23 protein-coding genes, 1 tRNA gene and 1 riboswitch are annotated in these 26,470 nt (G+C 72.3%); of the genes, 15 read left to right on the forward strand and 9 right to left on the reverse strand.

Features of this window, described 5'->3' with window-relative positions; all coding sequences use genetic code 11:
* Positions 1-9 precede the first annotated feature (9 nt).
* From ACLQ2W_RS02440 to pknB, 4 genes are read left to right on the forward strand one after another with little or no spacing between them, the layout of a single operon-like run.
* Positions 10-1,500 (forward strand): FtsW/RodA/SpoVE family cell cycle protein, encoded by a 1,491-nt coding sequence (locus ACLQ2W_RS02440; RefSeq protein WP_405091837.1) that lies wholly within the window; start codon positions 10-12, stop codon positions 1,498-1,500.
* Complete coding sequence (locus tag ACLQ2W_RS02445) at positions 1,497-3,002, forward strand: peptidoglycan D,D-transpeptidase FtsI family protein (RefSeq protein ID WP_425785060.1); 1,506 nt, start codon at positions 1,497-1,499, stop codon at positions 3,000-3,002. Before ACLQ2W_RS02440 ends, ACLQ2W_RS02445 begins: the two co-directional genes overlap by 4 nt.
* Before the next feature lies 1 nt (position 3,003).
* Complete coding sequence (locus ACLQ2W_RS02450; RefSeq protein ID WP_405091839.1) at positions 3,004-4,380, forward strand: serine/threonine-protein kinase; 1,377 nt, start codon at positions 3,004-3,006, stop codon at positions 4,378-4,380.
* Positions 4,377-6,194 (forward strand): Stk1 family PASTA domain-containing Ser/Thr kinase, encoded by a 1,818-nt coding sequence (pknB, locus tag ACLQ2W_RS02455; protein WP_425785061.1) that lies wholly within the window; start codon positions 4,377-4,379, stop codon positions 6,192-6,194. The genes ACLQ2W_RS02450 and pknB overlap by 4 nt, the downstream gene beginning before the upstream one ends.
* 89 nt (positions 6,195-6,283) lie before the next feature.
* On the opposite strand, the gene ACLQ2W_RS02460 is transcribed toward pknB, so the two are convergent.
* Genes ACLQ2W_RS02460 through ACLQ2W_RS02475 form a run of 4 tightly spaced genes read right to left on the reverse strand, consistent with a single transcriptional unit; the run spans position 6,284 to position 9,833 of the window.
* Positions 6,284-6,934: an aminodeoxychorismate/anthranilate synthase component II gene (locus ACLQ2W_RS02460; RefSeq protein ID WP_425785062.1), complete on the reverse strand. Its 651-nt coding sequence runs from the start codon at positions 6,932-6,934 to the stop codon at positions 6,284-6,286.
* A gap of 5 nt (positions 6,935-6,939) precedes the next feature.
* The gene (locus tag ACLQ2W_RS02465; RefSeq protein WP_425785063.1) at positions 6,940-7,224 is read right to left on the reverse strand and encodes a hypothetical protein; all 285 of its coding nucleotides are present in this window, start codon (positions 7,222-7,224) and stop codon (positions 6,940-6,942) included.
* A gap of 3 nt (positions 7,225-7,227) precedes the next feature.
* Positions 7,228-9,030 (reverse strand): class E sortase, encoded by a 1,803-nt coding sequence (locus ACLQ2W_RS02470; protein WP_425785064.1) that lies wholly within the window; start codon positions 9,028-9,030, stop codon positions 7,228-7,230.
* Positions 9,027-9,833: a DUF881 domain-containing protein gene (locus ACLQ2W_RS02475; protein ID WP_405091844.1), complete on the reverse strand. Its 807-nt coding sequence runs from the start codon at positions 9,831-9,833 to the stop codon at positions 9,027-9,029. Before ACLQ2W_RS02475 ends, ACLQ2W_RS02470 begins: the two co-directional genes overlap by 4 nt.
* A 231-nt stretch (positions 9,834-10,064) precedes the next feature.
* Here ACLQ2W_RS02475 and ACLQ2W_RS02480 point away from each other — a divergent pair, with 231 nt between their 5' ends.
* Both ACLQ2W_RS02480 and ACLQ2W_RS02485 read left to right on the forward strand, forming a co-directional pair.
* A complete protein-coding gene (locus ACLQ2W_RS02480) occupies positions 10,065-10,328 on the forward strand; it encodes a cell division protein CrgA (RefSeq protein ID WP_405091845.1) in 264 nt (87 codons plus the stop codon).
* A gap of 176 nt (positions 10,329-10,504) precedes the next feature.
* Positions 10,505-12,703 carry a (Fe-S)-binding protein gene (locus ACLQ2W_RS02485; protein ID WP_425785065.1) on the forward strand — a complete coding sequence of 733 codons (2,199 nt, stop codon included), beginning with the start codon at positions 10,505-10,507 and terminating at the stop codon, positions 12,701-12,703.
* Between the two features lie 66 nt (positions 12,704-12,769).
* On the opposite strand, the gene ACLQ2W_RS02490 is transcribed toward ACLQ2W_RS02485, so the two are convergent.
* Positions 12,770-13,441 (reverse strand): GOLPH3/VPS74 family protein, encoded by a 672-nt coding sequence (locus tag ACLQ2W_RS02490; RefSeq protein ID WP_425785066.1) that lies wholly within the window; start codon positions 13,439-13,441, stop codon positions 12,770-12,772.
* A gap of 82 nt (positions 13,442-13,523) precedes the next feature.
* On the opposite strand from ACLQ2W_RS02490, the gene ACLQ2W_RS02495 reads away from it, so the two are divergent.
* The 3 genes from ACLQ2W_RS02495 (at position 13,524) to ACLQ2W_RS02505 (ending at position 17,009) form a co-directional block, all read left to right on the forward strand.
* Positions 13,524-14,831: a hemolysin family protein gene (locus ACLQ2W_RS02495; RefSeq protein WP_425785992.1), complete on the forward strand. Its 1,308-nt coding sequence runs from the start codon at positions 13,524-13,526 to the stop codon at positions 14,829-14,831.
* Positions 14,824-15,828 carry a hemolysin family protein gene (locus ACLQ2W_RS02500; protein ID WP_425785067.1) on the forward strand — a complete coding sequence of 335 codons (1,005 nt, stop codon included), beginning with the start codon at positions 14,824-14,826 and terminating at the stop codon, positions 15,826-15,828. The genes ACLQ2W_RS02495 and ACLQ2W_RS02500 overlap by 8 nt, the downstream gene beginning before the upstream one ends.
* A 170-nt stretch (positions 15,829-15,998) precedes the next feature.
* The gene (locus ACLQ2W_RS02505; protein WP_425785068.1) at positions 15,999-17,009 is read left to right on the forward strand and encodes an NlpC/P60 family protein; all 1,011 of its coding nucleotides are present in this window, start codon (positions 15,999-16,001) and stop codon (positions 17,007-17,009) included.
* Between the two features lie 66 nt (positions 17,010-17,075).
* On the opposite strand, the gene ACLQ2W_RS02510 is transcribed toward ACLQ2W_RS02505, so the two are convergent.
* A complete protein-coding gene (locus ACLQ2W_RS02510) occupies positions 17,076-19,112 on the reverse strand; it encodes an N-acetylmuramoyl-L-alanine amidase (protein ID WP_425785069.1) in 2,037 nt (678 codons plus the stop codon).
* Positions 19,113-19,344: 232 nt separating this feature from the next.
* Positions 19,345-19,480, forward strand: a riboswitch (cyclic di-AMP (ydaO/yuaA leader).
* Between the two features lie 13 nt (positions 19,481-19,493).
* On the opposite strand from ACLQ2W_RS02510, the gene ACLQ2W_RS02515 reads away from it, so the two are divergent.
* Positions 19,494-20,528, forward strand: a complete 1,035-nt coding sequence (locus ACLQ2W_RS02515) for an NlpC/P60 family protein (RefSeq protein ID WP_425785070.1) — start codon at positions 19,494-19,496, stop codon at positions 20,526-20,528.
* A 71-nt stretch (positions 20,529-20,599) separates the two neighbouring features.
* Here ACLQ2W_RS02515 and dcd read toward each other — a convergent pair whose 3' ends face one another.
* Positions 20,600-21,178 carry a dCTP deaminase gene (dcd, locus tag ACLQ2W_RS02520; RefSeq protein WP_278108718.1) on the reverse strand — a complete coding sequence of 193 codons (579 nt, stop codon included), beginning with the start codon at positions 21,176-21,178 and terminating at the stop codon, positions 20,600-20,602.
* Between the two features lie 78 nt (positions 21,179-21,256).
* On the opposite strand from dcd, the gene ACLQ2W_RS02525 reads away from it, so the two are divergent.
* Positions 21,257-21,838 carry a pyridoxamine 5'-phosphate oxidase family protein gene (locus ACLQ2W_RS02525; protein ID WP_425785071.1) on the forward strand — a complete coding sequence of 194 codons (582 nt, stop codon included), beginning with the start codon at positions 21,257-21,259 and terminating at the stop codon, positions 21,836-21,838.
* Between the two features lie 72 nt (positions 21,839-21,910).
* On the opposite strand, the gene ACLQ2W_RS02530 is transcribed toward ACLQ2W_RS02525, so the two are convergent.
* Positions 21,911-22,885 carry a zinc metalloprotease gene (locus tag ACLQ2W_RS02530; protein ID WP_425785072.1) on the reverse strand — a complete coding sequence of 325 codons (975 nt, stop codon included), beginning with the start codon at positions 22,883-22,885 and terminating at the stop codon, positions 21,911-21,913.
* Positions 22,886-23,088: 203 nt separating this feature from the next.
* Here ACLQ2W_RS02530 and ACLQ2W_RS02535 point away from each other — a divergent pair.
* Together ACLQ2W_RS02535 and ACLQ2W_RS02540 are read left to right on the forward strand one after the other, a co-directional pair.
* Positions 23,089-23,162 (forward strand) — tRNA-Gly (locus ACLQ2W_RS02535).
* A gap of 127 nt (positions 23,163-23,289) precedes the next feature.
* Positions 23,290-23,955, forward strand: coding sequence for a Type 1 glutamine amidotransferase-like domain-containing protein (locus tag ACLQ2W_RS02540; protein ID WP_425785993.1), 666 nt, complete (start codon positions 23,290-23,292; stop codon positions 23,953-23,955).
* Between the two features lie 160 nt (positions 23,956-24,115).
* Here the strand turns inward: ACLQ2W_RS02540 and ACLQ2W_RS02545 are convergent, their stop codons facing one another.
* Positions 24,116-24,652: a GNAT family N-acetyltransferase gene (locus tag ACLQ2W_RS02545; RefSeq protein WP_425785073.1), complete on the reverse strand. Its 537-nt coding sequence runs from the start codon at positions 24,650-24,652 to the stop codon at positions 24,116-24,118.
* 52 nt (positions 24,653-24,704) lie between these two features.
* Between ACLQ2W_RS02545 and ACLQ2W_RS02550 the strand changes: the two genes are divergently transcribed.
* Positions 24,705-25,265 carry an NUDIX hydrolase gene (locus ACLQ2W_RS02550; RefSeq protein ID WP_425785074.1) on the forward strand — a complete coding sequence of 187 codons (561 nt, stop codon included), beginning with the start codon at positions 24,705-24,707 and terminating at the stop codon, positions 25,263-25,265.
* 139 nt (positions 25,266-25,404) lie between these two features.
* Positions 25,405-26,460, forward strand: a complete 1,056-nt coding sequence (locus ACLQ2W_RS02555) for a MerR family transcriptional regulator (protein WP_425785075.1) — start codon at positions 25,405-25,407, stop codon at positions 26,458-26,460.
* Positions 26,461-26,470: the final 10 nt, after the last annotated feature.

A 26,470-nucleotide genomic window follows, 5' to 3' on the forward strand; every position in this document is an offset into this window, starting at 1 on the left:
GACGCATCCGTGACCGCAGCCGCCGCACCGGCCGCCTCGCCCGCTTCGACGGGCGAGCAGTCCGGCGTACGCCTGGCCCGGTCCCGGCGTAACGCCGAGCTGTCCCTGCTCCTGCTCGCCATGGTGCTGGTGGCGGCGTACGCGGCGATGATCGAGGCCAAGGCGCTGGACACCATCACGTCGGATTTCTGGGTTCCGGCCGCCGCGCTGGGGCTGGTCTTCCTGGGCCTGCACCTGGTGATCCGGTGGCTGGCGCCGTACGCCGATCCGGCGCTGCTGCCGGCGGTGGCGCTGCTCAACGGCATCGGGGTCGGCTTCCTGCGCCGCTACGACCTGGCCCAGGCCGCGCCGGCGGAGCGGGCCGACCTGGCCATCTTCGCCGGCACCGGGGGCCGGCAACTGGCGTGGACGCTGGCCGCGGTGGCGCTCGCCGCCGGGCTGCTGGCGATCCTGCGCGACCACCGCACGCTCTCCCGGTACGCGTACACGCTGGGGCTGGCCGGCATCGTGCTGGTGATGATCCCGGCGGTGCTGCCCGGCCGGTTCTCCGAGATCAACGGCGCCAAGCTGTGGATCCGGGTCGGCGGGTTCCAGATCCAGCCGGGTGAGTTCGCCAAGCTCGCGCTGCTCACGTTCTTCGCGTACTACCTGGTGCGCAAGCGGGAGGTGCTGTCGCTGGCCAGCCGGCGGGTGCTCGGCATCGACTTCCCGCGCGGCCGGGACCTCGGGCCGGTGCTGGTGGTCTGGCTGGTCAGCATCCTGGTCCTGGTCTTCGAGAAGGACCTGGGCACCTCGCTGCTCTACTTCGGCATGTTCGTGGTGACGCTCTACGTCGCCACCGAGCGGGTGAGCTGGCTGCTCATCGGTCTGATCCTGTTCTTCGGCGGCGCCTACCTGGCCTACCTGCTGGGCAGCACCGTGGGTGGCCCGTTCGCCAACTTCTACGACCGGGCGCAGATCTGGCTCGACCCGTTCGCCGAGCCGTACGACCGCGGCTACCAGCTCGTCCAGGGCCTGCTCACGCTCGGCACCGGTGGCCTGTTCGGGGCCGGGCCGGGCGGCGGCCAGCCGACGCTGCTGCCCGAGGTGCAGACCGACTTCATCTTCGCCGGCATCGGTGAGGAGATCGGCCTGTTCGGTCTCTCCGCGCTGCTCGTGGTCTACCTGCTGATCGTCGAGCGGGGCCTGCGGGCGGCACTGGCGGTGCGCGACTCGTTCGGCAAGCTGCTCGCCGGCGGCCTGGCGTTCACGCTGGGCCTCCAGGTCTTCGTCATCGTCGGCGGGATCAGCAAGCTCATCCCGCTGACCGGTCAGACCACGCCGTTCCTGTCCGCCGGCGGTTCCTCGCTGATGGCGAACTGGCTGCTGATCGCCGTGCTGCTGCGGGTCTCCGACGGTGCCCGCCGGCCGGTCACCGGCGGTCGCGGCCCGGCGGCCCGGCCCGGCGGCGGCCCGCCCGACCAGCTGCACGGTGCTCCCACGGAGGTGATCCGGCCGTGAACGCACCCCTGCGCCGCGTCGGTGTGGTCGTGATGATCCTGTTCGGCCTGCTCTTCGCGAACCTGAACTGGATCCAGGCGTACAAGGCCGACGAGTACCGCACCAGCGACTACAACGGCCGGGTCCAGGTCGCCGAGTACGACCGCAAGCGCGGCAACATCGAGGTCGGCGGCACCGCGTACGCGCTCAGCAAGGAGACCGGCGGGGAGCTGAAGTACCTGCGCACCTACCCCCAGGGGGAGATGTACGCGCACGTGCTCGGCTGGAAGCCGGTGAACGGCAGCGCGAGCGGCATCGAGCGGGTGGAGAACGACTTCCTCGCCGGCACCAGCGACGCGCTCATCGCCAGCCGGATCAAGGACATGTTCACCGGGGACGAGACCGGTGGCGGCAACGTGCTGCTGACCCTCTCCAAGCGGGCCCAGGAAACGGCGTTCAAGCAGCTCAACGACAACCAGGTCGGGGCGAAGAAGGGCGCGGCAGTCGCGATCGACCCGCGTACCGGCGCGGTGCAGGCGCTGGTCTCCATGCCGAGCTTCGACCCGAATCCGCTGGCCAGCCACTCCAGCACCGAGGCCGACCGGGCCTACAACGCGTTGGAGAAGGACAAGGACCGGCCGCTGGCCAACCGCGCGCTCGCCGAGGTGCTGCCCCCGGGCTCCACCTTCAAGGTCATCATGGCCGCCGCGGCGCTGGAGAACGGCGTCGGCCAGCAGACGCAGATCCCGGCCGGGTCGAGCTACACCGCGCCGGGCGCCGGCGTGCCGATCAAGAACGCGGCGCCGTCGATCTGCCCCGAGTCGCAGGTGACACTGCGGGACGCGGTGACCGAGTCCTGCAACACCGGCTTCGCGCAGCTCGGCGTGCGCCTCGGCGCGGAGAAGGTCAAGGAGAAGGCGAAGCAGTTCGGCTTCGAGCAGGAGGACCTCACGGTCGGGCAGAACGGTGACGGCGGCCTGCCGGTCGCGGCCAGCCGCACCGGTGACATGCAGAACCCGGACGGCAGCACCGACCAGGCCGCGCTGGCCCAGTCGTCGATCGGCCAGAACAACGTGCGGATGACGCCGTTGCAGGGCGCGCTGATCGCCGCCGCGGTGGCCAACAACGGCAGCCAGATGCGCCCGTACATGGTGAAGCAGCTGCTCGGGCCGGACCGCACCACGGTCTACGACGCGGCCAAGCCGCGTGAGCTGCGCCGCCCGGTCAGCAGTCAGGTCTCCGCCGACCTGCGGTCGATGATGCAGAACGTGGTGAAGGAGGGCACCGGCCGCCGGGCCGCCATCGACGGGTACGTGGTCGGCGGCAAGACCGGCACCGCGCAGTCCGGCCCGGACACGCCGGACCACGGCTGGTTCATCGGCTTCGCGATGGACAAGGACGGCACGCCGCTCTCCGCGGTCTGCGTCGAGCTGGAGCAGGCCGGCAGCGGCGGTAGCGCGGAGGCGGCCCGGATCGCCGGCCGGATCATGGCGGCGGCCATCGCGGACTCCGGGAGGCGCTGACGTGCTGAGCCCGGGGGTGCAGCTCGGCAACCGCTACCGTCTCGACGAGCGGATCGCCAGCGGTGGCATGGGTGACGTCTGGCGCGGCACCGACCAGGTGCTGGGCCGGACGGTCGCGGTCAAGAGCCTGCTGCCCGCGTTGCTCGACGAGCCGGGTTTCGCCGAGCGGTTCCGGGGCGAGGCGCGGACCATGGCCACCATCAACCACCCCGGCGTGGTGGACGTCTACGACTTCGGCAGCGACCAGCACATCGCGTTCCTGGTCATGGAATACGTGGAGGGCGACGCGCTCTCCGCCACGCTCGGCCGGGTCGGCCGGCTCACCCCGGCCCGCACCATGGCGTTGCTGGCCCAGGCCGCCGACGCGCTGCACGCCGCGCACGAGAAGGGCATCGTGCACCGCGACGTGAAGCCGGGCAACCTGCTGGTCCGGCCGAACGGCACGCTGGTGCTCACCGACTTCGGCATCGCCCGGTCGGAGCTGGTCGGCCAGCTCACCGCCGCCGGCTCGGTGCTCGGCACCGCCTCCTACATCTCGCCCGAGCAGGCCACCGGCGCGGTCGCCACCCCGGCCTCCGACGTGTACGCGCTCGGCGTGGTCGCCTACCAGTGCCTGGCCGGGCGGCGGCCGTTCGAGGGCGACAACCCGCTCGAGATCGCCATGAAGCACGTGCGGGACACGCCCCGCGCGCTCCCTGCCGACATCCCGCCGCAGGTGCGGGCGATCGTCGAGCGGGCCATGGCGAAGGACCCGGCGGCCCGCTGGTCCAGCGCCGCCGCGTTGGCGGGGATCGCCCGGCAGGCCAAGCAGACGCTCTCCCAGCAGGCGCGCGGCGGGCGGCCGATCTCCGGCGTACCGGCCTCGCCGGCCGCACCGGTCGCGCGGGCGCAGGTGCCGAACGCCGCGCCCCGCCCGCAGCCCCGCCCGCCGGTCACGCCGCCCCGACCGCCGGTGACGCCGGCCCGCCCACCGGCGGCGCCGCGCCCGACCATGGTCGCGCACCCGGCCCCGCAGGCCCGCCCGCCGGTGGGTCCGCGTGGTGCGGCACCCGTCCCGCAACCCCGGCCCCCGCACAACCCGCTGGGGTACGCTCGTCCGCCCGTCGCGCCGCCGCCGGCACCCCGCCGCTCCCGGTCCGGGCTCTGGACGACCGCGATCCTGGTGGCGGTGCTGGTCATCCTCTGCTCGGGCGTGATCTCGTTCTGGTACCGGAAGTACGGTTCGGCCGCCCCCGGTCCGGCGAGTGTGAGCGTGACCTCCGGCGCGGTGCGCGCGTACGGGGGCGACTATCCGGTCCGCACGTCGTACCGTCGTGAGGTACGCCTCCAGCCGGCCGGCGGCGGTACGACGACGAGCGAAGGACGAGAGACGCGATGACAGCGCAGGCCCGCCTGCTCGGTGGCAGGTACCAGGTCGGCGAGCTGCTGGGCTACGGCGGCATGGCGGAGGTGCACCGCGGTCGCGATCTCCGGCTCGGGCGGGACGTCGCGATCAAGATGCTTCGTGCCGACCTGGCCCGCGACGCGACGTTCCAGATGCGGTTCCGCCGGGAGGCGCAGAACGCCGCCTCGCTCAACCACCCGGCCATCGTGGCCGTCTACGACACCGGCGAGGAGACCGCCCCGACCGGCGAGACACTGCCGTTCATCGTGATGGAGTTCGTCAACGGGCGGACCCTGAAGGAGGTCCTCGGCGTCGAGGGGCGGCTCCAGCCGCGCCGGGCGCTGGAGATCTGCGCCGACATGTGCGCCGCGCTGGAGTTCAGCCACCGGCACGGCATCATCCACCGGGACATCAAGCCCGGCAACGTGATGCTCACCCAGACCGGCCAGGTCAAGGTGATGGACTTCGGCATCGCCCGCGCGCTGGCCAGCGGCGCCACCACGATGACGCAGACCAGCGCGGTCATCGGCACCGCACAGTATCTTTCCCCGGAGCAGGCGCGCGGCGAGGCGGTCGACGCCCGCTCCGACGTCTACGCGGCCGGCTGCGTGCTGTTCGAGCTGCTCTGCGGGCACCCGCCGTTCGTCGGGGACAGCCCGGTCAGCGTCGCCTACCAGCACGTCCGCGAGCAGCCGCCGACGCCGAGCACGATCAACCCGGACGTCAACCCCGCGGTCGACGCCATCGTGCTCAAGGCGCTCTCCAAGAACCCGCTCAACCGCTACCAGAGCGCCGGTGAGATGCGGGCGGACCTGCTCCGCGCCGCGGCCGGCCGGCCGGTGCTGGCCACCCCGGTGATGCCGGCCGAGGAGACCATGCCGATGGCGGCCGCCGCGGGCGGCTACCAGGCGGCGCAGCAGACCCAGATGATGGGCCCGCAGACCCGCCAGCAGCCGCCGGCCCGGGTCGGGGATCCGCGCAAGCGCAGAAGTTCCTCCTGGGTCATCGCGACGTTCGCGGCGCTCGGCGTGCTCGCGGTGATCGCGCTGGGCACCGCGCTCTGGCTCAACCAGGCCGGCAACGAGAAGGTCTCCGTCCCGCAGTTGGGCGACCGGACCCAGGCCGACGCGCAGGCCGCGCTCACCCAGGCCGGGCTGCGGTTCGTCCCCGGCACGCCGGTGAAGAACGCCGAGTGCAAGAAGGGCACGGTGGTGGGGCAGAACCCCGGGCCGGGCCTCCGGGTGGACAAGAACACGCCGGTCACGGTGCAGGTCTGCGCCGGCCCGGACGACGTCACCATCCCGCAGAGCCTGGTGGGTGGCACCTACACCAGCGTGAAGGGCCAACTGGAGAGCCTTGGGCTGACCGTCGAGCGCAAGGAAGTCACCAGCGGTGCCCCGCAGGACCAGGTCACCAAGGTGACGCCCAAGGAGGGCAGCACCGTGCCCCCGAACACCAAGGTGACGCTCGAAGTGTCCAAGGGCAACCTGAACGAGGTGCCGGACGTTCGTGGCTACACCGAGGACCAGGCGAAGGCGCGGTTGAAGGACGCCGGCTACGACGTCGAGGTCCGGGACGGCAAAGAGGTCGATCCGGCCCAGGCGGGCAAGGTGAGCAGCCAGTCCCCGTCCCCCGGCAAGAAGCTGGCCAAGGGCGAGACCGTGACCATTGCGGTCGACGTGCCGCTGCCGGAGGAGTCCGAGAGCCCGTCGCCGAGCGCGACCCCCACCACGTCGCCGAGCACCCCGGGTGCCGGTGGCGGTGGCGGCTTCCCGATTCCGTCGATCCCGCCGACGCGCAACCGCTGACGTGTGCTCCCGGGGCGCGGCCCCGGCGGCCCTGACCACGGGCGTGGCGGTGTCCCACCGGGGGCGCCGCCACGTGGGTGTCCGGAGAGTCAGGCGGTGGCGAACGCGGCCCGGCGTCGCGCGTCGACCTCGGCGGCCAGCTCCGGGGCCCGCTCCCGCGCCTCCGGATGGCCGCAGGCGGCCAGCCAGTTCGCCAGCATGAGGTGACCGCCCTCGGTCAGCACCGACTCGGGGTGGAACTGGACGCCCTCGATCGGCAGCGTGCGGTGCCGCATCGCCATCACCACGCCGGAGGCGGTCCAGCCGGTGACCTCCAGCTCGTCGGGGAGCGTTTCGGGCAGTACGGCGAGCGAGTGGTAGCGGGTGGCGGTGAACGGGTCGGGCAGGCCGGCGAGCACGCCGTCGCCGCGGTGGCGCACCTCGGAGGTCTTGCCGTGCAGCAGCTCCGGCGCGCGGGTCACGGTCGCGCCGAACGCCGCGCCGATGGCCTGGTGGCCGAGGCAGACGCCGAGGATCGGGAGCCGGCCGGCGTACTCGCGGATGACGTCCAGGCAGATGCCGGCGCGGTCCGGGCGGCCCGGTCCGGGCGACAACAGGACGCCGGCCGCCCCGACCCGTCCCACCTCGGCGACGTCGATCTCGTCGTTGCGGCGGACCTCGCAGTCCGCGCCGAGCTGGCCGAGATACTGCACGAGGTTGAAGACGAACGAGTCGTGGTTGTCGATCACCAGGACGCGCATCCGGGTCACCCGCCCGGAGCGGTGGGCGGGGCGTTGTTCGTCTCGGTGCTGTAGGGGAGTTCCTCGTCCTGTTCGGGCTGCCCGGTCGGGTCGGTGAGGCCGCCGCCGGGGGCGTCGCCGGGCACGCCGGAGTTTTGCGTGACCTGCACGTCGTCGAAGGGCAGCAGCGGCTCGGCCCACGGGAAGACCACGAACCAGAGCAGGGCCACGGTGGCGGTGGCCAGCAGCACCGACCCGATCAGCTTGCCGGGCAGGCCCAGGGGCAGCTTCCGCCAGATCCACGCGTACACGGTTCAGCCCTCCAGCTCGGCCGGTCGGCCCGTCGACTTGGCCTGGGCCCGGTCGAAGCGGGCGTGGATGATCAGCCGCTGGTAGTTGTCGAACTTGGGGTTGCAGGTGGTCAGCGTGAGCAGCTTCTCGGTGGCCCGGCCACCCGGCTTGCCCGGCACCGGCGCGACCACCTCGACCTGGGACGGCTTGACGATGCGCTGCTGGTAGACCCGGTAGACCAGCCACTCGCCCTTGGTCTCGACCACGATGGCGTCGCCGGGGGACAGCTCGTCCAGCCGCCAGAACGTGGACCGGATACGGTGCCCGGCGACGGAGAAGTTGCCGACCTCGCCGGGCATGGCGCTGTCCGGGTAGTGGCCCGGGGCGTACCGGATGTCGTCCGGGGTGACGCCCTCGACCACCACCCAGTGCTTGTCGAGCTTCGGGATGTAGAGGCCGGCGACCGGCTTGCCCTCGGCCGGCGGTTTCGGTTTCGTGCTCGGGCCGGGGGTCGGGCCGACCGTCGGGTCCGCCGCCCACTCCTGGGCGAGCTGACCGGTCAGGTCGTTCTGGTGGGCGTCGACGATGACCGACTTGCCCCAGATCTCGTAGCCGGCGAAGAGAAGCACCACCAGGCCGAACGTGATCAGCAGCTCGCCCGCGCCACGGACCGCCGTGCGCAGCCGGGAGCCGGTGGTGGGCCGCGTCAGCTCGGAGTAGACGCTGCGGTATCCCTCGCCGGTCTGTTCCGGCCGGAGCTGCACCACCCGCTCGCCGCGCCGTGGCCGTGGCGGCTCGGCGGGCGGCTCGCCGTCGTCGCCGCCGGGGTCCGGCGCCGGGGGCACCGCGCCCATCAGGCCGGTGGCGTCCAACCGGGGGTCGGCCGGCCGGCGGGTGACGGCGGGCAGCACCGCTGTCGCGCCGGGGTCGGCCGGCGGGGCCGGGTCCGGGCCGCGCCCGGTCGGGCCACCCGACCGGGGTACGCCGTGTCGCTCGGGTCCGACAGCGTGTCGCTCGGGTGCGCCGGCGTGCCGCTCGGGACCACTCGCGTGTCGCTCGGCTGCGCCGGGGTGCCGTTGTGGTGCGCCGGTGTGCTGCCGGGCTGCGGTGGAGTGCCGCTCGGGCCGGCCGGCCACCGGCGGGATGAAGTCGGTCGGCCCGTCACCCGGCGCGGCCGGTCGCACGCCGACACCGGGCCCTCCGCCGGCACCGGACATCCCGCCCGCACCGGGCATCCCGCCGGGACGGCCGGTCGGGGCGTCGGAGGGGTCCAGGCCGGCGCGGCGGTCGTGGGGGGCCTCGGCGGGCGGGCGGGAGTGCGGTCCCCGACCCGGCGGGTCGAACCGTCGGGGGTCGGTGGGAGCCGTCGGACCGGCGTACCGCCGGCTGTCGACGCCGGGCGTCTCCGCGGTTCGGCCGGCGGGCGGGCCGCTGGGCGGTGGGGTGCCGAGCCCGTTGCGGACCTCCGGCGACCGCCCCTCGGGGCCGGCGGCGGGCCGGCCGGGTCGGCGGGACGGCGGGTACGCCTCGGTGCGCGAGGCGGCCGGCGGCGGGGAGGCCGGATTGCCCGGCCAGGCGGGCGGGCGGGCCGGATTGCCCGGCCAGGCCGGCGGTGGGTCGGCGGGGCGGGCGGCCGGCGGGGTGACCGGGCGGGCGGTGGGGCCGCGCCGTGCCGGGGCGGAGTGGGCCGGGCCGTCGTCCGGCCACGGCAGGTCGACCCGGGCCGGGGCGGGCGCCGGACGCTCGACCTTCCGGAGGAACGCGGTCGGCTCCTCCGACCCGCTGCGACGGCGATCGTCGCGTTCCCGGGGTTCGTCGCCGGTCACCGGGGCACCGTCGCCGATTGCAGCGCGGTGGAGTCCTCGAACGCCGGCACCGTCACGGTGGAGGTCTGCTCGCTGTAGCCGAGTTGGTAGTGGTCGGCCACTTCCTTGAACACCCGGACTCCCTCAGACGCGGCGAGCGCCCGCTGGAACTGGGCGGGGTCGCCGATGGCCACGATCTTGAAAGGAGGGGAGTAAACCCGGCCGTGCAGCAGCAGGGTGTTACCGACGCAGCGTACCGCGCTGGTGCTGAGCACGCGGACGTTCATGATTGACATGGCCTCCGCGCCTCCGGCCCACAGCGCGTTCACCACCGCCTGCACGTCGCCCTGGTGCACGACCAGGTCGTCGTTGCTGGCGCCCTTGGGCAGCGGCTGGCCGGGGCCCCAGTCGGCGTCGTTCAGCTCGATCGTGATGCCGGTGCCGGTGAGCGCGGTGAACCCGGCCGCCTGCCGGATCGCGGCGGCCCGGTCCCGCTGCGTCTTCACCGGCCCGTCGGTGCCGGCCAGCGCCTCGGTCTGCTCCTCGACCTCGTCGCGCAGCCGCGCGGCCTTCGCCTCGCTGGCCGCGACCTGCTCGCGGCGGTCCTCGATGAGCTGGGTGAGCTGGGGGCGCCGGTCCTCGCGCAGCGGGGTGCCGCCGGCCGTGGTCGCGGTGGTGGTGAACAGCAGCCCGGCCGCGGCGGCGATCAGCGGCACGCCGATCGACCAGCCGGGGCGGCGCTGGCGTGCCCGCCGGGGCAGCAGACCGGCGACCGCGCGGCGAAGGACCTTCTGCCAGGAGGCGGCGCCGGACGTGTACTCCACCGGGCGTTCCCTTTCCCGTCGTCTCGTTCCGGCCCGCGCCGATGCGAACCGACCTGCTCGACCCGAAAAGTCCGCTCTTTTCGGTAACTCCGTGCACCGGCCCGACCCCATTCGTGGCCTGGACGGTCCGTCGGGACTACGCTAGCTGTCGACACATTATTGGCCATGGACCGTCGCCCCCGCGCCCGGTTGTCAGGCCGGACGAGGTCGTACCCCCCTCTGGAGAGCGTCGTGCCCAAGTCTCAGGTCCGCAAGAAGAAGGTGTACACCCCGCCGACGGACGTCCGTCCGACGGCGACGGCGTCGACGCGCAAGCCTAGCCCGATCTGGCTGCCGTTCACCGCCGTCGCGCTGATCGTGGTGGGCATCGCCTGGCTGGTGGTCTACTACCTTTCCGAGCAGGCGTATCCGGTCGCCTCGTGGGGTTACTGGAACCTCGCGGTGGGCTTCGGCGCGATGGTCTCCTCGCTGATCCTGCTCTCCCGCTGGCGCTGACCGGCCGGTTTTCACCTCGCGCACGTCACGCCACGCCGCCCCTGCCCGGCGCCTGGGCTCCGGCCCACCTAAGGTGTCCGCAGGGCGGCGTGGCCGATGCGAGAAGATTCACGTTACTGCTGAGTAACCTTCCGCGTAGGCTGCACTGACAAGCAGCAGACCGGGAGGCCAACTCGATGGGCAGCGTCCAGATCGTCACCACGATCCTCGCGGCCGCCATCACCGCCGTGGCGGTGTGGCTTGCGGTACGCGCGGTCATGAAGATGACGGCCGTCATCCGGCTCGGGCAGCCCGCGCCCGAGCGGTTCGCCGACAAGGGCGCGCGCACCACCAAGATGCTGGTGGAGACCGCCGGCCACACCCGCATGCTCAAGTGGAGCGTGGTCGGGGCCGCCCACTGGTTCGTGATGGTCGGCTTCATCGTGCTGTCGCTGCTGGTGCTGGAGGCCTACTTCGAGGTGGTCTCGACCGGCGGCGGGCTGCCGATCGTCGGGCACTGGACCGTCTTCGGGCTGGTCACCGAGTGGATCGGCATCCTCGGCCTGGTCGGCATCCTGGTGCTGATGGCGATCCGGCTGCGCAACCGGCCCAACCGGCCGGAGAACCGTTCCCGCTTCACCGGCTCGACGATGTGGCAGGGCTACTTCGTCGAGTGGGTCGTGCTGCTGGTCCTGATCTTCGGCTTCCTCATCCGGGGTTTCAAGGTCGCCACAGACCACTTCGAGTACCCGGTCTGGGCCACCCCGCTCAGCCACGCGGTCGGTTCGGTGCTCCCCGACTGGGCGGCCGGCGTCAGCGTGGCCGCCCTCATCAAGATCGTCATCTCGATGACCTGGCTCATCGTGATCTCGCTGAACGTCACCATGGGTGTCGCCTGGCACCGCTTCCTGGCCTTCCCCAACATCTTCTTCAAGCGCGACCCGCAGAAGGCGGCCGGCTCCGGCCTGGGCCCGCTGCGGCCGATGACGAGCGAGGGCAAGCCGCTCGACTTCGAGGAGGCCGACCCGGAGAAGGACCAGTTCGGCGTCGCCCAGGTCGAGCAGTTCACCTGGAAGGGCCTGCTCGACTTCAGCACCTGCACCGAGTGCGGTCGCTGCCAGTCGCAGTGCCCGGCCTGGAACACCGGCAAGCCGCTGTCGCCGAAGCTGCTGGTGCTGAGCCTGCGCGACCACGCGTACGCCAAGGCGCCCTACCTGCTGGCCGGCGGCGGTAAGGACCTGACCGGCGAGGAGAAGGCCACCGAGGCGCAGCTCGCCCACATGGACGTGCTGGCCCTGGCCGAGGCCGACCGGCCGCTGATCGGCACCGCCGAGGAAGGCGGCGTCATCGACCCGGACGTGCTCTGGTCCTGCACCACCTGTGGCGCCTGCGTCGAGCAGTGCCCGGTGGACATCGAGCACGTCGACCACATCGTCGACATGCGCCGCTACCAGGTGTTGATCGAGTCGAGCTTCCCGTCCGAGGCCGGCGTGATGCTGCGCAACCTGGAGAACAAGGGCAACCCGTGGGGCGCGCCGCAGAACACCCGCGAGGACTGGACCAAGGGGCTGGACTTCGAGGTGCCCCGGGTCGGCGAGGTCGAGGACTTCGAGTACCTCTTCTGGGTCGGCTGCGCCGGCGCGTTCGAGGACCGGGCCAAGAAGACCACCCGCGCGGTCGCCACGCTGCTCAACGAGGCCGGCGTGAGCTTCGCCATCCTCGGCGAGGGCGAGACCTGCTCCGGTGACCCGGCCCGCCGGATCGGCAACGAGTTCGTGTTCCAAATGCTCGCCCAGCAGAACGTGGAGACGCTGAACGAGGCGTTCGACGGCCGGGAGAAGAGCAGGCGGAAGATCGTCGCCACCTGCCCGCACTGCTTCAACACGCTGGGCAACGAGTACGGCCAGCTCGGCGGCGAGTTCGAGGTGGTGCACCACACCCAGTTGCTGGCCCACCTGGTCAGCGCCGGCAAGCTCACGCCGGTGCAGCCGGTCGACGGGGGCGTCACCTACCACGACCCCTGCTACCTGGGCCGGCACAACCGGATCTTCGCCGCGCCCCGCGAGGTGCTCGGCGACTCGATGCAGGGCGAGCTGACCGAGATGCCGCGCAACAGTGAGCGCTCCTTCTGCTGCGGCGCCGGCGGCGCCCGGATGTGGATGGAGGAGAAGATCGGCAAGCGGATCAACGTGGACCGGGTCGAGGAAGCCATGTCCACCGGCGCGAAGACCATCGCGGTCGGCTGCCCGTTCTGCTCGACGATGCTCAACGACGGGGTGAACGGCAAGGGCGCCGGCGAGGACGTCGAGGTGGTCGACGTGGCGAGCGTGCTGCTGCGCTCGGTCAAGCCGGAGGCGCCGGCCGGCGAGAAGGAGACCGCGCCGGCGGCCGGCTGAGGCGTACCCCCGGCACGAGCCGGACCACGACGGCGGCGGCACCCGGACGGTGCCGCCGCCGTCGTCTCAGCTCGCTGTGGTGACCGCGATGGCGGCCGTGGTGGTGGTCGCGATCATCACCGCCGCCTGCATCTCCTCGATCGCCTTCTTCGTCGCGGCGGAGGCCCAGTCACCGGCGGCGATCTCGCTCAGCCGGGCCTTGACCCGCTCCTTCGGCAGCTCGCGGAAGAGCTTGCGGTCCAGACCGACCGCGCCGGTCAGGGTGAGCAGCGCCGCGGTCCGCGCGTCGACCGGGCCGTCGCCGACCAGCGCGTCCCTCATCCGGTGCCGGGCCGCGGTCTCCGCCGCCGGCTCCGCGCCGGTCGGCGAGGGATAGCGGGTACGCGGAAAGACCAACAGCACCCGGTCGGACTCCCGACGCAGCACCCCGGCGTCGACCAGCCCGTCGAGCACCCGGTCCGGCAGCCCCTTGGCCAGCTTGCCGATCCAGTCCTTCGGCTTGCGGGGCCGCCCGTCCCCGACGGTGGCCAGCGCCTCGTCGAGCAGTGGCACGCCGGTCGGGGTGGGATCGGTCACCACCAGTCGCTTGTCCGCGACCTCCACCCGGCGGGCCAGCGCCAACTCCAGCAGCACCGCGCCGGCGAGGCCGTAGTCCAGGTGCGGACGGCCGAGCCGGTTCGCGCCGGCGTCGTCGTAGGCGAGCAGGACCAGTTCATCGGTGAGCAGCAGACCGTCCATATCCGCCACGCTACGGGTGGCGCGCCATCGGCGCCCGCATGCCACAATCACGCCCATCGACGGCCTTTTGGTTCTGACGCTGTTGCCCCTGGTCGGCTTCGTGCTGCTGACCGCGGGCAACGCCTTCTTCGTCGCGGCCGAGTTCGCCCTGGTCACGGTGGACCGGGCGGAGATCGACAGGCGGGCCGGCGAGGGGGACGCCCGGGCCGCCACGGTCCGCCGTGCGCTGCGCGACCTGTCCTTCCAGCTCTCCGGCGCGCAGCTCGGCATCACCATCACCGCGCTGCTCACCGGCTACCTGGCCGAGCCCGCCCTGGCCCGGCTCGTCGCGCCGGTGCTGCGCCCGTTCGGCGGGGCGGACCACCTCTCCGGGCTGCTCGCCCTGGCGCTGGCCACGCTGCTCTCGATGCTCTTCGGTGAGCTGGTGCCGAAGAACCTCGCGCTGGCCCGGCCGATGCCGGCGGCGCTGGCCACCGCCGCGCCGATGCGCGCCTTCTCCCGCACCTTCGGCTGGCTGATCCGGCTGCTCAACGACTCCGCCAACCGGTTGGTCCGCCGGCTCGGCGTGGAGCCGCAGGAGGAGCTGGCCAGCGCCCGCTCACCGGAGGAGCTGGGGCTGCTGGCCGCGATCTCGGCGCGGGCCGGCGCGCTGCCACCGGACACCGCGATGCTGCTGCGACGCACCATCCGGTTCGGCGACAAGCGGGCCGCCGAGGCGATGACCCCCCGGGTGGACGTGATCGCGTTGCGCGCCACCGCCTCCGTCGCCGAGCTGCTCGATCTGTCCCGGCGGACCGGCCGCACCCGGTTCCCGGTCTACGAGGAGACGCTCGACCTGGTGACCGGTGTCGTCGGGGTGCCCGACGCGCTCGGGGTGCCGCTGGCCCGGCGGTCCGCCACCACCGTCGCCTCGGTCGCCCGGGAACCGGTGTACGTGCCGGAGAGCCTGGACCTGGACGGCGTGCTGGCCGCGCTGAAGGACGCCGGCGCGGACCTGGCCATCGTGGTCGACGAGTACGGCGGCACGGACGGCGTGGTGACGGTGGAGGACCTGGTCGAGGAGCTGGTCGGGGAGATCGCCGACGAGTTCGACCCGGCCGCGGTGGACGACCTCGGGCCGGCGGAGCTGACCGTGCCGGGCGGGGAACGGACCGTCCTGGTCGACGGCCTGCTGCGCGCCGACGAGCTGGTCGAGCAGACCGGTTTCCGGCTGCCCGAGGGGCCGTACGAGACGTTGGGCGGGTTCCTGATGGCCCGCCTCGGGCACATCCCGGTCGCCTGCGAGACGGTCGACGAGGCGGGCTACGAGTTCACCGTGGTGGAGGTGGACCGGCACCGGATCGAGCAGGTCCGCGTGCTGCGTCCCGAGGAGCCCGACGACGGTGCCTGAGCTGCTGGTGGCCCTGGTGTTGCTGCTCGGCAACGCCTTCTTCGTGGGCAGCGAGTTCGCGCTGATCGCGTCCCGCCGTACCGTGCTCGAACCGCTCACGGCGACGTCGAAGCGGGCCCGCTGGGCGCTGTCCGCGATGAACCAGATCCCGCTGATGATCGCCGGTGCGCAGCTCGGCATCACGGTCTGTTCGCTCGGCCTGGGCGCGATCGCCGAGCCGGCGTTGGCGCACCTGCTGGAGGTGCCCTTCACCGCGGTCGGGCTGCCCGACTCGGCGGTGCACCCGGTGGCGTTCGTGATCGCGCTGGCCGTGGTGGTGTTCCTGCACACCGTGGTCGGCGAGATGGTGCCGAAGAACATCACGCTGGCCGGCCCGGAGCCGTCGGCGCTCTGGCTCGGCCCGGCCATGCTCGCGTTCTGCCTGGCCACGAAGCCGCTGCTGCTGGCGATGAAGTGGTCGGCCCGGCAGGTGCTGCGGTGGTGGCGGGTGGAGGCGACGGACGCGGTGAAGACCGTGTTCACCGCCGAGGAGTTGGCCGGGCTGGTCTCCCAGGCCCGCACCGAGGGGTTGCTGGACGCCGAGGAGCATGCCCGGATCACCGGTGCGCTCGCCCTGCACAGCCGTACCGCCGCGGACGCGTTGCAGCCGTGGTCGACGGTGACCACGGTGGCGGAGGACGTCTCACCGGCCTCGCTGGAGGTGCTGGCGACCCGCACCGGCCGGTCCCGGTTCCCGGTGGTGCAGCGGGCCACCCGCCGGGTGCTCGGCTTCGTCCACGTCAAGGACGTGCTCGGGTACGCCGGCGCGAGCCGACGGGCCCCGGTGCCGGCCGAGGTCTACCGGCCGCTGGCGGTGGTGCCGCCGGACCGTACGCTCGCCGATCTGCTGCTGGCGATGCGTCGCGAGCGCCGGCACATGGTGCTGGTCAGCGACGGTCGTCGGCCCCTCGGTGTGGTGACGCTCGACGACGTATTGACGGCCATTGTCGGCACGTGAATGAATACCCTTGGTGTGCAAGCGATTGCGGACGCGTGATTGAACAGGCGGCCGCCTTGATTCCACCCCGGTGCCTTCCCTAATGTGATGCACCGACCGCCGTGGGTCGTCCGCCTCGATCTTCCCTCTCGCGAGGCGCCCGCCGGTCGGTTGCAAAGGAGTCCGTGCCGGTGGCAACCATGCCCCCTCAACGTCACGTCCCGAGCGCTTCCCCCGGCCGGCCGGCCGGGGTCCACCGGGTGGTACGCCGTCTCCTCACCCTGGTCGCGGCCGTCGCGGTCGGCGCCGGGATGCTGGCGGCCCCGGCGCACGCGGCGCCCTCGGTGGACGACATCGACGCGCAGATCGACAAGCAGTGGGAGCAGCTCGAACCCACGATCGAGCAGTACAACAAGGTCAGCGCCCAGCTCAAGGCCGACCAGAAGAAGTCGGTCGAGCTGAAGAAGAAGATGGTCCCGCTGGAGCTGGCCTCGACGCTGGCGATGAACAAGGTCGGCGACATCGCCTCCCGCTACTACATGCGCGGCCCGTCCCAGGAGATGGGCGCGCTGCTGGTGAGCACCAAGCCGGGGACGCTGGCCGAGCAGCTCGTCATGCTGGACCGGATCGCCGACGACCAGCGCCGGCAGATCGCCGGTGTGCTCGCGGCCCGCGACAAGTACAACGCGCAGAAGCAGAAGCTGGACGCGTTGATCGCCACCGAGCTCAAGCGGAAGAACGACCTGGCGGCGAAGAAGAAGCAGATCGACTCCGAGATCAAGCGGCTGACCGGGATGCTGCCGGTGACCTCGATCCGCCCGGAGGGCTGCCCCTCGATCGACGGGGTGGTGAGCAGCGCCGCACGGACCGCCATCAAGACGGCGTGCGCCCAGGTCGGCGACCCGTACGTGTGGGGCGCCACCGGCCCGAACTCGTTCGACTGCTCCGGCCTCACGCAGTACGCGTACAAGGCGGCGGGCATCTCGCTGACCCACTTCACCGGCGCGCAGTGGAACGAGGGCCGGAAGATCTCGGCGAGCGAGGCCCGCCCCGGTGACCTGGTCTTCTTCTTCAGCGACCTGCACCATGTCGGGCTCTACCTGGGCAACGGCCTGATGGTGCACGCGCCACGGACCGGCAAACCGGTCCAGGTGGCCAAGGTGCAGTACATGCCGGTCGCGGGCTACCGCCGACCGTACTGACCCGCGTCACGGCGAAGGCCCCCGGTCCTCCACCGGACCGGGGGCCTTCCTCCGTCTGGTGGGCCGTCAGCGCGGCGCGCCGAGCGGCGACGGCAGGATCAGCACGTCGTCGAGGTTCACGAACATGATCCGGTGGCCGAACTGGACCTGCACGTAGCGGTTCTCGCCACGGACCACGGTGCGGTCACCGGGGGCGGAGCCGTCGTAGGAGACCGCCCGGTAGTACTCGCCCGGCAGCACACCGCCGACCGCGTACCGCTGGCCGGCCGCGAACGTGTACTGGAGCGGGGAGATGGCCTGGTACGGGATGGTCTCCGGGTAGGCGGCCTGCTCCGGGTAGGCGCGGCCGTACACCGGGATGGTGGCCTTGCCGGGACGCGGCGTCACCACGAAGCCGGTGGCCCACTTCGCGGTGGGCGCGGCGGCCGGGTTGTGGAACCACGCCTTCTGGCCGAGGTACCAGATCGCGGTCCAGTCGCCCTGGCGGCCGGCCACCGCGTACGTCTGTCCGGCGGAGGCGCGGGCGCCGTGGTCGGAGATGTACATCGTGTCCGGCGTGCCGTCCGGGCGCAGCCCGAGGTCGTTGACCAGCGGGGCGTCCGTGCTCGGCGCGGTCCGCAGCACCACCGCCGAGGAGCCGCGCGACGGGCAGGGCGCGGCCGGCGGGGTGGGCGTCGGGACGCCCGGCGGCTGCTGGTTGCAGCCGACGAACGCGGGGCGGTTGGTGGCGAAGTCCGGGTCGATGGTGACCAGCCCGGTACGCGACGTGCCGGTGGTCCGGAACGGGGCCTTCATCAGGTCGAAGTAGTGCGACCAGTCCCAGTAGGGGCCCGGGTCCCAGTGCATGCCCCGCACGTTCGCGGCGGTGATGCCGGGCACGTTGTCGTGGCCGATGATGTGCTGCCGGTCCATCGGGATGCCGAACTTCTGCGCCAGGTACCGGACCAGCTTGGCCGAGCTGCGGTACATCGCCTCGGTGTACCAGGTGCCCTGGCCGGCGAAGCCCTCGTGCTCCAGGCCGATGGACTTGGCGTTGACGTACCAGTTGCCGGCGTGCCAGCCGACGTCCTTGGCCTTGATGTGCTGGGCGACGTAGCCGTCCACCGACCGCAGCGTGTAGTGCCAGCCCAGGTAGTCGGCACGCTTCACCAGGTCGACGCTGGGGGCGAAGTAGCCCTCGGTGTCGTGGATGACGATGTATTCGATTTTCTGCTGCTTCGGCCGGTCGCCCAGGTCGTGGTTGCCGTAGTCGCCCGGGTCGGCGCTGAGCTGCTCGTAGGGGGCGGGAATCCACTCGCAGGCCAGCCGCACCGGGCACTCCAGCCCGTCCGGCCGCGCGGCGTGGCGCAGTCCGAGCCGGGCCAGCCCGGACCGGTCCGGCTCGGCGGCGGTGGTGGCGGCCAGCGTGACCCGCTGCCCGTCGTCGGTGGTCCGGGCCGCGCCCTGGCCGAGCTGGTCGTAGACCTCGTCGGCGAAGGCCGCCGCCGCGTCGGACGTGTCCGCGCCGGAGTAGCGGGCCACCGCGCCGTACCAGGCCGCGACGTCGCTGCCGGCGCCGACCGGCCCACCCAGTGCCTTCTGGTACGACGCCAGCAGCGCCGCGCCACCGCGGATGTTCGCCGCCGGGTCGGTGCGCAGCGTCTGCGCGTCCAGCCCGGTGAGCGTGGCGGCGGCGTCGAGCGTCTGGAGCGAGGCGGCCGGCAGCGGCGTCTCCCGGGTCGGCGCGGCGGCGGTGGCCGGGTCGAGCCGGAGCGGGCGGGCGTCGTCGCCGCGCGGGTCCTCGTCCTCGTCGACGTGCGCGCTGCCCGGCGTGGCCAGGACGTGCGTGGCGTCGGTCAGGTGCATCGGGCCGTAGCCGCCGCTGGTGCTGGGCTGGCCCGGGTGGGTGTCCCACCTCGACTCCAGGTAGGAGACACCGAGCAGCACGTTCTGCGGTACGCCGTACTCGGCCGCCGCGGCAGCGTACTGCTGCTGGCGGTCGCCGGTGGGCCGGCTGGCCTGCGGCGCGGCGCTCACCGGGCCGGTGGTGGCCAGCGCGGTGGCCGTCGCCACGGCGGCGGCGAGCAGGATCCGTCTGCTCGACGGCGGGGCTGAGAGGTGCATCGAACCTCCTGGACAGGGATGGGGGTCACTGCGTTCCACCCTCACTCCGCCCACCCACAAGGGTCAATACCTTTCCGGGCAGTAATCCGACATGAAAGAAATCTTCATTCGCGTTCGGGTGGCGCATCCGGTACGGAGTGTCACGGCCGTTCGGGTTGCGGATCGATAACGGGAATCCTTACTCTGGTCAAATCGTCGGCCGCATGTTTCACCGTCCAACCCGGTCGGTGACGGCACGACACCGCCGAGTCGCCCACGGGCGAACCGGGGACCCAGGTACCTGGGGTGAATCCGCAGCCACTGCGGTAGGGCGCTTCCCTTCCCGCCCGAACCCGTCAGCTAACCCGGTAGGCGGTCAGGCAGAAGGAGTACGGACGCCCGGTGGCCCACCATGCCCCGCGGCCGACGTCGAGCCGGTCGGTCGACCGGTCCGCCGCCGTGCCGCGTTTCCGCTGGTCCCGCTTCACCACCACACTCGCCGCCCTGGTCGGCGCCGCGGTCGTCCTGACCGGTGGCGCGACGGCGGCGCACGCGGAACCCTCGGTCGCCGAGATCGAGGCCCAGATCGACCGCGACTGGAACAAGCTCGAACCCGTCATCGAACAGGTCAACGCCGTCCGCGGGCAGCTCGCGGTGCGCCGCAAGCAGGCCGACGCGCTCGGCAAGCAGATCGCCCCGCTCCAGGCCCGGGTGGACGCCGCGCTCGGCCAGGTCGGCGGGCTCGCCGCCGACGCGTACAAGGGCGACAACCTCTCCACCGTCAACGCGCTGCTGGGCAGCCGTTCGCCGAGTGAGCTGGTCGCCGGCCTGGAAATGCTCGACCGCTTCGCGCACCACCAGCAGGAGCAGGTCCGCGACATCGCCGCGTTGCGCGACGAGCTGGCCGCGAAGAAGAAGCCGCTGGACGCGATGGTCGCCGACCTGAGCCGCACCGAGGCCCAGCTCGCGGCGAAGAAGAAGCAGATCGACGCCGAGATCGCCAAGCTCCAGAAGCTGCGGCTCAAGGTGTACGGCAACGGTGGCGGCGGCCCGCTGCGCCCGGCCCCCTGTCCCGCCGGATACCCGGGCGGCGCGGCCGGGGTGGCGGTCAAGTTCGCCTGCGCCCAGATCGGCAAGATCTACGTGTGGGGCGCGGCCGGCCCGGACCACTTCGACTGCTCGGGCCTGACCATGGCCGCCTGGGCGAAGGCCGGGGTCTCGCTGCCGCACAACGCCCGCCAGCAGCACGACGTGACGAAGCGGGTCAGCCGCGCCGAGCTGCGCGCCGGTGACCTGGTCTTCTACTACGGCGACCTGCACCACGTGGGCATGTACGTCGGGGACGGCTGGGTGGTGCACGCCTCCCAGTCCGGCAAGCCCATCACCATGAAGCGCGTCGACGACGGCGACATCAACAGCTACGGCCGCCCCGGCTGAGGTGTAAGGAGGGGCCCCCGGTTAACGCATTCCGCATAACAGGGGGCCCCTCTTAACAACCACGCTCGGCGTCAGCGGGTCGGCCAGGTGCGCCAGCTCTGCCAGGACCGGCTCGGCGTCGGGCCGCGCTGACCCTGGTAGCGCGAGCCGTAGACGGCCGAGCCGTACGGGTGCTCGGCCGGCGACGAGAGCCGGAAGATGCAGAGCTGGCCGATCTTCATGCCCGGCCAGAGCGTGATCGGCAGATTCGCCACGTTGGACAGCTCCAGCGTGACGTGGCCGGAGAAGCCCGGGTCGATGAAGCCGGCCGTGGAGTGGGTGAGCAGACCGAGCCGCCCCAGCGACGACTTGCCCTCCAGCCGGCCCGCCAGCTCCTCGCCCAGTGAGATCACCTCCAGCGTGGAGGCGAGCACGAACTCGCCCGGGTGCAGCACGAACGGCTGCCCCTCGGGAACCTCCACCATCGACGTCAGGTCGTCCTGCTGCACCGACGGGTCGATGTGGGTGTAGAGATGGTTGTTGAAGACCCGGAACAGCCGGTCCAGGCGTACGTCGATGCTGGACGGCTGCACCAGCGTGGGCTCGAAGGGCTCCAGCGCGAGCGTGCCCGCCTTGATCTCGGAGACCAGGTCGCGGTCGGAGAGCAGCATCGGAACACTCTAGCGACAGACGGTGGTGACCAGCGTGTCGGACTACTTCTTCGTACACGTGTTCGATAGACTGTCGGCATGGCTTCCTGGTCCGAATTCGCCGCCGACGAGCCCCGACTCGCGGCCGAGATCCGCCTTCTGATGCAGCAGTACGGGCCGGGCTTCGGCTACCTCGCCACGGTCCGCGCCGACGGCGGCCCACGGGTGCACCCGGTCTCGCCGCTGATCACCGACGACGGTCTCTGGTGCTTCGTCATCGACTCGCCGAAGCGCCGCGACCTCGAACGCGACGGCCGTTACGCGTTGCACTCCTTCCCGCCGGAGGAGAGCGACGACGAGGCCTACCTGGCTGGTCGCGCCGTTCCGGTGACCGATCCGGTGACGGTGGACCGGCTGACCCGGATCGGCCGGGCGGCGCCGCAGGGTGACTGGCGCCTGTTCGAGTTCTCCGTCGACGTGGCGATGCTGACCCGCCGTGACCCGGTCACCCAGATCGGTGCCGGCCGCCCGGAGATGCGGCTCTGGCTGGACCCGGGGGAGGTCGCACCCGTGTCCGCCACCCCGGCGTCACCATCCCCGGCCGCGGCCCGACGTGACGTGCTCGTCCCGGACGGCCGCCGTGGTCGGCACGGCTTCGACACCCGCCGGCCGGCCGCCTGACCGGGCCCGGAAAACGACGGTGCCGGCCCCGTCCGCAGACGGGGCCGGCACCGGTACGTGGTGCGGTGGCGATCAGGCCGCGCGGTAGGCGTTCCACGCGGTCAGCATGCGGCTCGCCTGGCCGGCGGTGAACTGGTACATGCAGGAGTCGTAGGTGTAGTCCATGAAGTTGGTGATCGGGTCCTTGCCGGTCGTGGAGCAGGTGTCCCGACCGGTGGGGCACTCGTACGCCGGGGAGGCCTCGGCCGGGGTGTCGGAGACGCTGTCACCCGAGCCCGAGCAGCCGCCCTGGAAGGTGTGGTAGAGGTTCAGCCAGTGGCCGATCTCGTGGGTGCCGGTGTCGCCCTGGTTGTAGTTGGTCGCCGAGCCGCCGGGCAGCGACTCGTTGAGCACGACCACGCCGTCCATCTTGTCCAGCGTCCGCTTCGGGAAGGTCGCCCAGCCCAGCAGGCCGTCGCTGAGCTCACCGAGGTACATGTTCAGCGTGTTCTTGCCGCCAGTGCGCAGCGAGGTCTTCATCGACCGCTCCGCCGAGGAGCCCTGCACGATCGGGTACCACGACGTGTTGGTCACCCGGTTGATCTTCGTGAGCTGGAAGCTGAACGCGGTGGCCGCGCCACCGGTCGAGCCCGCGTACGCCTGGTTGAGCACGCTGATCTGCTGGGTGATCAGCGAGTCCGGGATGTTGCCGCCGGCGCGGGTGCTGTTCTCCTGGATGACGTGCACGACGACCGGGATGGTCACGGTCGCCAGCGGGGCGACGGCGCCGGTCCGGAAGTTGGCCCGCTCGCGCTGCGCGGCGGCGAGGTCGGCCTCACGGTCGCGAACCTGCTTGGCGGTCAGGTGGTTCGGGTCGAGCTTGGCGTGGCCACCCTTGGCGACACGGGCGTGGGCGTCGGCCGGCTCGGCGCACACGCCGGCCGGGGCGGCCGAGAAGGCCGAAGCAGCGGGGACGACGCCGACGGCGGCGGTGCTGAGCAGCAGCGCGAGGGTCGACGTCGCGACACCGGCGGTACGCCGGGTCAGCAGGTTGGGACGGAGTCCCATGGGCCCACCTCTTTCTGACGGCGTGCCAGGGGGTGTGTCACGCCGAGTCGGAAACGTGTGGCAGACGTTACATCCCATCGAGGGATTTGAGAACGACCATATGTTGCCGGCGTGCAACATCCTTGATCAACTTGGCTGGCCCTCGCGGGGCGGGGGTACCTGGGTGCACGGGGGTGGTGACCTCAGGTACAGTGGTGCCGCTCGCGGGTGTAGTTCAATGGCAGAACATCAGCTTCCCAAGCTGACAGTGCGGGTTCGATTCCCGTCACCCGCTCCACGATCGAGGCCCTGGTGAGGACGACAGTCCCGCCGGGGCCTTCGACGTTGCGGCGGCCGACGGACGCCGAACTCGCGGTCAGGGGACTATTCTCCGGAGACTGACGAAGATCCATCGGGGGATGATCTTGAAGCTCCTTCTCACGTCCGCGGGCATCAAGAACGCCAGCATTCAGGACGAGCTGGTCGACCTCCTGGGCAAACCGATTGCCGACGCCAACGCCCTCTGCATTCCGACCGCCGGATACGCCATGGGCGGTCCCGCCGGGGCGTGGCGCTTCATCACCGGTCAATCCGTCATACCGATGTGCGAGTTGGGGTGGAAGTCGTTGGGGGTGCTGGAGCTGACCGCGTTGCCCAGCGTCGGGGAAGATCGCTGGGTGCCCTGGGTCCGGGAGGCGGACGCCCTGCTGGTGGGCGGCGGGGACGCGCTGTATCTGAGCCACTGGATGCGGCAGTCCGGGTTGGCGGAACTGCTGCCGTCGCTGGATGCGGTCTGGGTGGGGGCGAGCGCCGGCAGCATGGTGATGGCCCCCCGGGTCGGGGCCGAATTCGTCGCGTGGACCCCGCCCGGCGGGACCGACGAGGCGTTGGGCGTGGTCGACTTCTCGATCTTCCCGCACCTGGATCACCCGAACCTGCCGGAGAACACCATGGCCGAGGCCGAGAAGTGGGCCGCCGGCATGTCGGGTCCGGCATACGCGATCGACGATTCAACAGCCATCACGGTGATCGACGGCAGCGTCGAGGTCGTCACCGAGGGGCACTGGAAGCTGTTTCCGGCACAGTCGTGACGACAGGCGATCTGCCCGCCGTGGGGCCGGATCGCGTTCTCAGGACCGGTTCCCGCGCGCCAATCCCGCTTCCACCTCGGCCAGCACGGGCGGACGCACTCGACCTCGCAGTGGGCGAGGCAGCCGCTCAGGGGCGACGGGATGTCGACCGACACCTCGCTCACCGCTGATCCCCCGGGCGCGTACCGCCGGCCTGAGGGCGCTGCTCCGGAGTCGGGTGCAGGTCGAGGACGTGCCGCAGCCCCGGCTCCCCACCCAGGTCCACCGCACCGGCCTCCACGAACCCGGTCCGCCGGAGCACCGCCAGCGACGCCGGGTTCGCCAGCGTCGCGTCGGCGACCAGCCGGCGCAGCCCGTACCCGTCGCGGGCCAGTTCGCTGACCCGCCGCACGCCGTACTGCGCGAGGCCGCGTCCGGCGGCGCGTTCGGCCACCCGGTAGCCCAGCTCGGCGCTGCCGTCGGCCACGTCGACCAGGTTGAACCGCCCGAGCACGAAACCGTCGTCGTCGACCAGCACGTGGAAGTGGCAGATGCCGCGGTCCTGCTCGTCCAGCAGGGCGGCGAGCCGGTCGGCGAACAGGTCGAAGTAGTCGTCGCCGCGGTCGGGCACGTAGCGCGCGAAGTAGGCCCGGTTCTCCCGCTCGAACCGGTACAGCACGTAGGCGTGATGGGTGGCGAGTCGTTCGAGTTCCGGCACCGGGCCAGGCTAGTCGCCGGCGCCCGTCGTACCCGGATGGCAGCATCGCGGGATGCGCGACGAGATCCGGGCCCTGGTCGAGGCGCTGACGCCGGGTGACGAGCTGGAGGCCCGGCACCGGGCGGCGGCGTTGGTCTGGCTGGCCGGCACGGAGGACATCTTCCGCCGGGTCAAGCCGCGCACCCCGTCGCCGCACCTGGTCGCCTACTTCCTGCTCCGCGACCCGTCCGACGGCGCGGTGCTGCTGGTCGACCACCGCAACGCCGGCAGGTGGCTGCCCAGCGGCGGCCACGTCGAGCCGGGCGAGCACCCCGTGCACACCGTGCGCCGCGAGCTGCGGGAGGAGCTGGGCGTACCAGCGGTCTTCGCACCGCCGTTCGGCGAGCGACCGGCGTTCCTCACCGTCACCGAGACGGTCGGCCCGCCTGCGCAGCGGCACACCGACGTCAGCCTCTGGTACGTGTTGGACGCCCACCGCGAGCAGCGGTTCACCCCCGACCCGGTCGAGTTCCGGGGCGTCCGCTGGTGGACGCCGGCCGAGGTGGGCGACGCGCCGGCCGGCACGGTCGAGCCGCACCTGGGCCGGATGCTGGCCAAACTCAACCAGGGCTGAGCGTCAGCGGATGCGGCTCGCGGCGCGGCACGAGCGCGATGGCCGACAGGGTCGCCGCGCCCTCTTGACCCGTCCCCTGCGGCAAGCCGCAACGTGGTCCGGGCCGGCCCACCCGGGCCGGCGCGAGGAGGAGAGCGACGTGCGGCTGCTGACCATCGGGGCGTTCGCCCGCGCGGCCGGACTGACCGCCAAGGCGCTGCGCGTCTACGACGACTGCGGGCTGCTGCCGCCGGCCGCCGTGGATCCGCACTCCGGTTACCGCTACTACGCGCCGGAGCAGCTCGACCGGGCGCGGCTGATCGCCGCGCTGCGCCGGGCCGGCATGCCGTTGGCCGAGATCCGGGCCGTCTGCGCGCTGCCGCCGCCGGCCGCCGCCGAGGCGCTGGACGCCTGGTGGCGGCGGGTCAGCGCGGACACCGTGGCCCGTGGCCGGGCCGTCGCACTCCTCGTCGACCAGCTCACCGAGAGGGGCACCACCATGTCCGAACACACCTTCCGGTACGCGGCGCGCTGCGAGACCGGCACGGTCCGCGACTCCAACGAGGACATCGCGTACGCCAGCGACACGCTGCTCGCGGTCGCCGACGGCGTACGCGGTCCGGGCGGGTCGACCGCCAGCGCGGCGGCGGTGGACGCGCTGCGGCCGTTGGCGGCGGCCGACGCGCCGGCGGGCGACCTGCTCGCCGCGCTGGGCGACGCGGTGAGCCGGGCCGACCGGGCGGTACGCGCGCAGGCCACCGACGCGGACCGGCCGGCCAGCACGCTCACCGCGATCGTCCGGCGGGGCACCCGGCTCGCGCTGGTGCACGTCGGGGACACCCGGGCCTACCTGCTGCGGGGCGGCGAGCTGTCCCGGCTCACCCAGGACCACACGTACGTGCAGACGCTCGTCGACCAGGGGCGGCTCACGCCGGCCGAGGCCGGGGCGCACCCGCAGCGGGCGCTGCTGGCCCGGGCGCTGGGCGCGGGCGGCGAGGTGGAGGCGGACCTGGCGCTGCGGACCGCGCTGCCCGGTGACCGCTACCTGCTCTGCTCGGACGGCCTCGCCGCGGTGGTCGACCCGGGCGCGCTGCACGCCGCGCTGGCCGGGGCGGACGACCCGGAGACCGCCGTCGGGCGCCTGGTCGAGCTGGCGTACGCGGCGGGCGCGCCGGACAACATCGCCTGTGTGGTGGCCGATCTGGTGACGACGTAGCGGAACGGCC

Origin of the sequence: Micromonospora sp. DT227 (assembly GCF_049841835.1) — a bacterium.
Taxonomy (GTDB): Bacteria; Actinomycetota; Actinomycetes; order Mycobacteriales; family Micromonosporaceae; genus Micromonospora.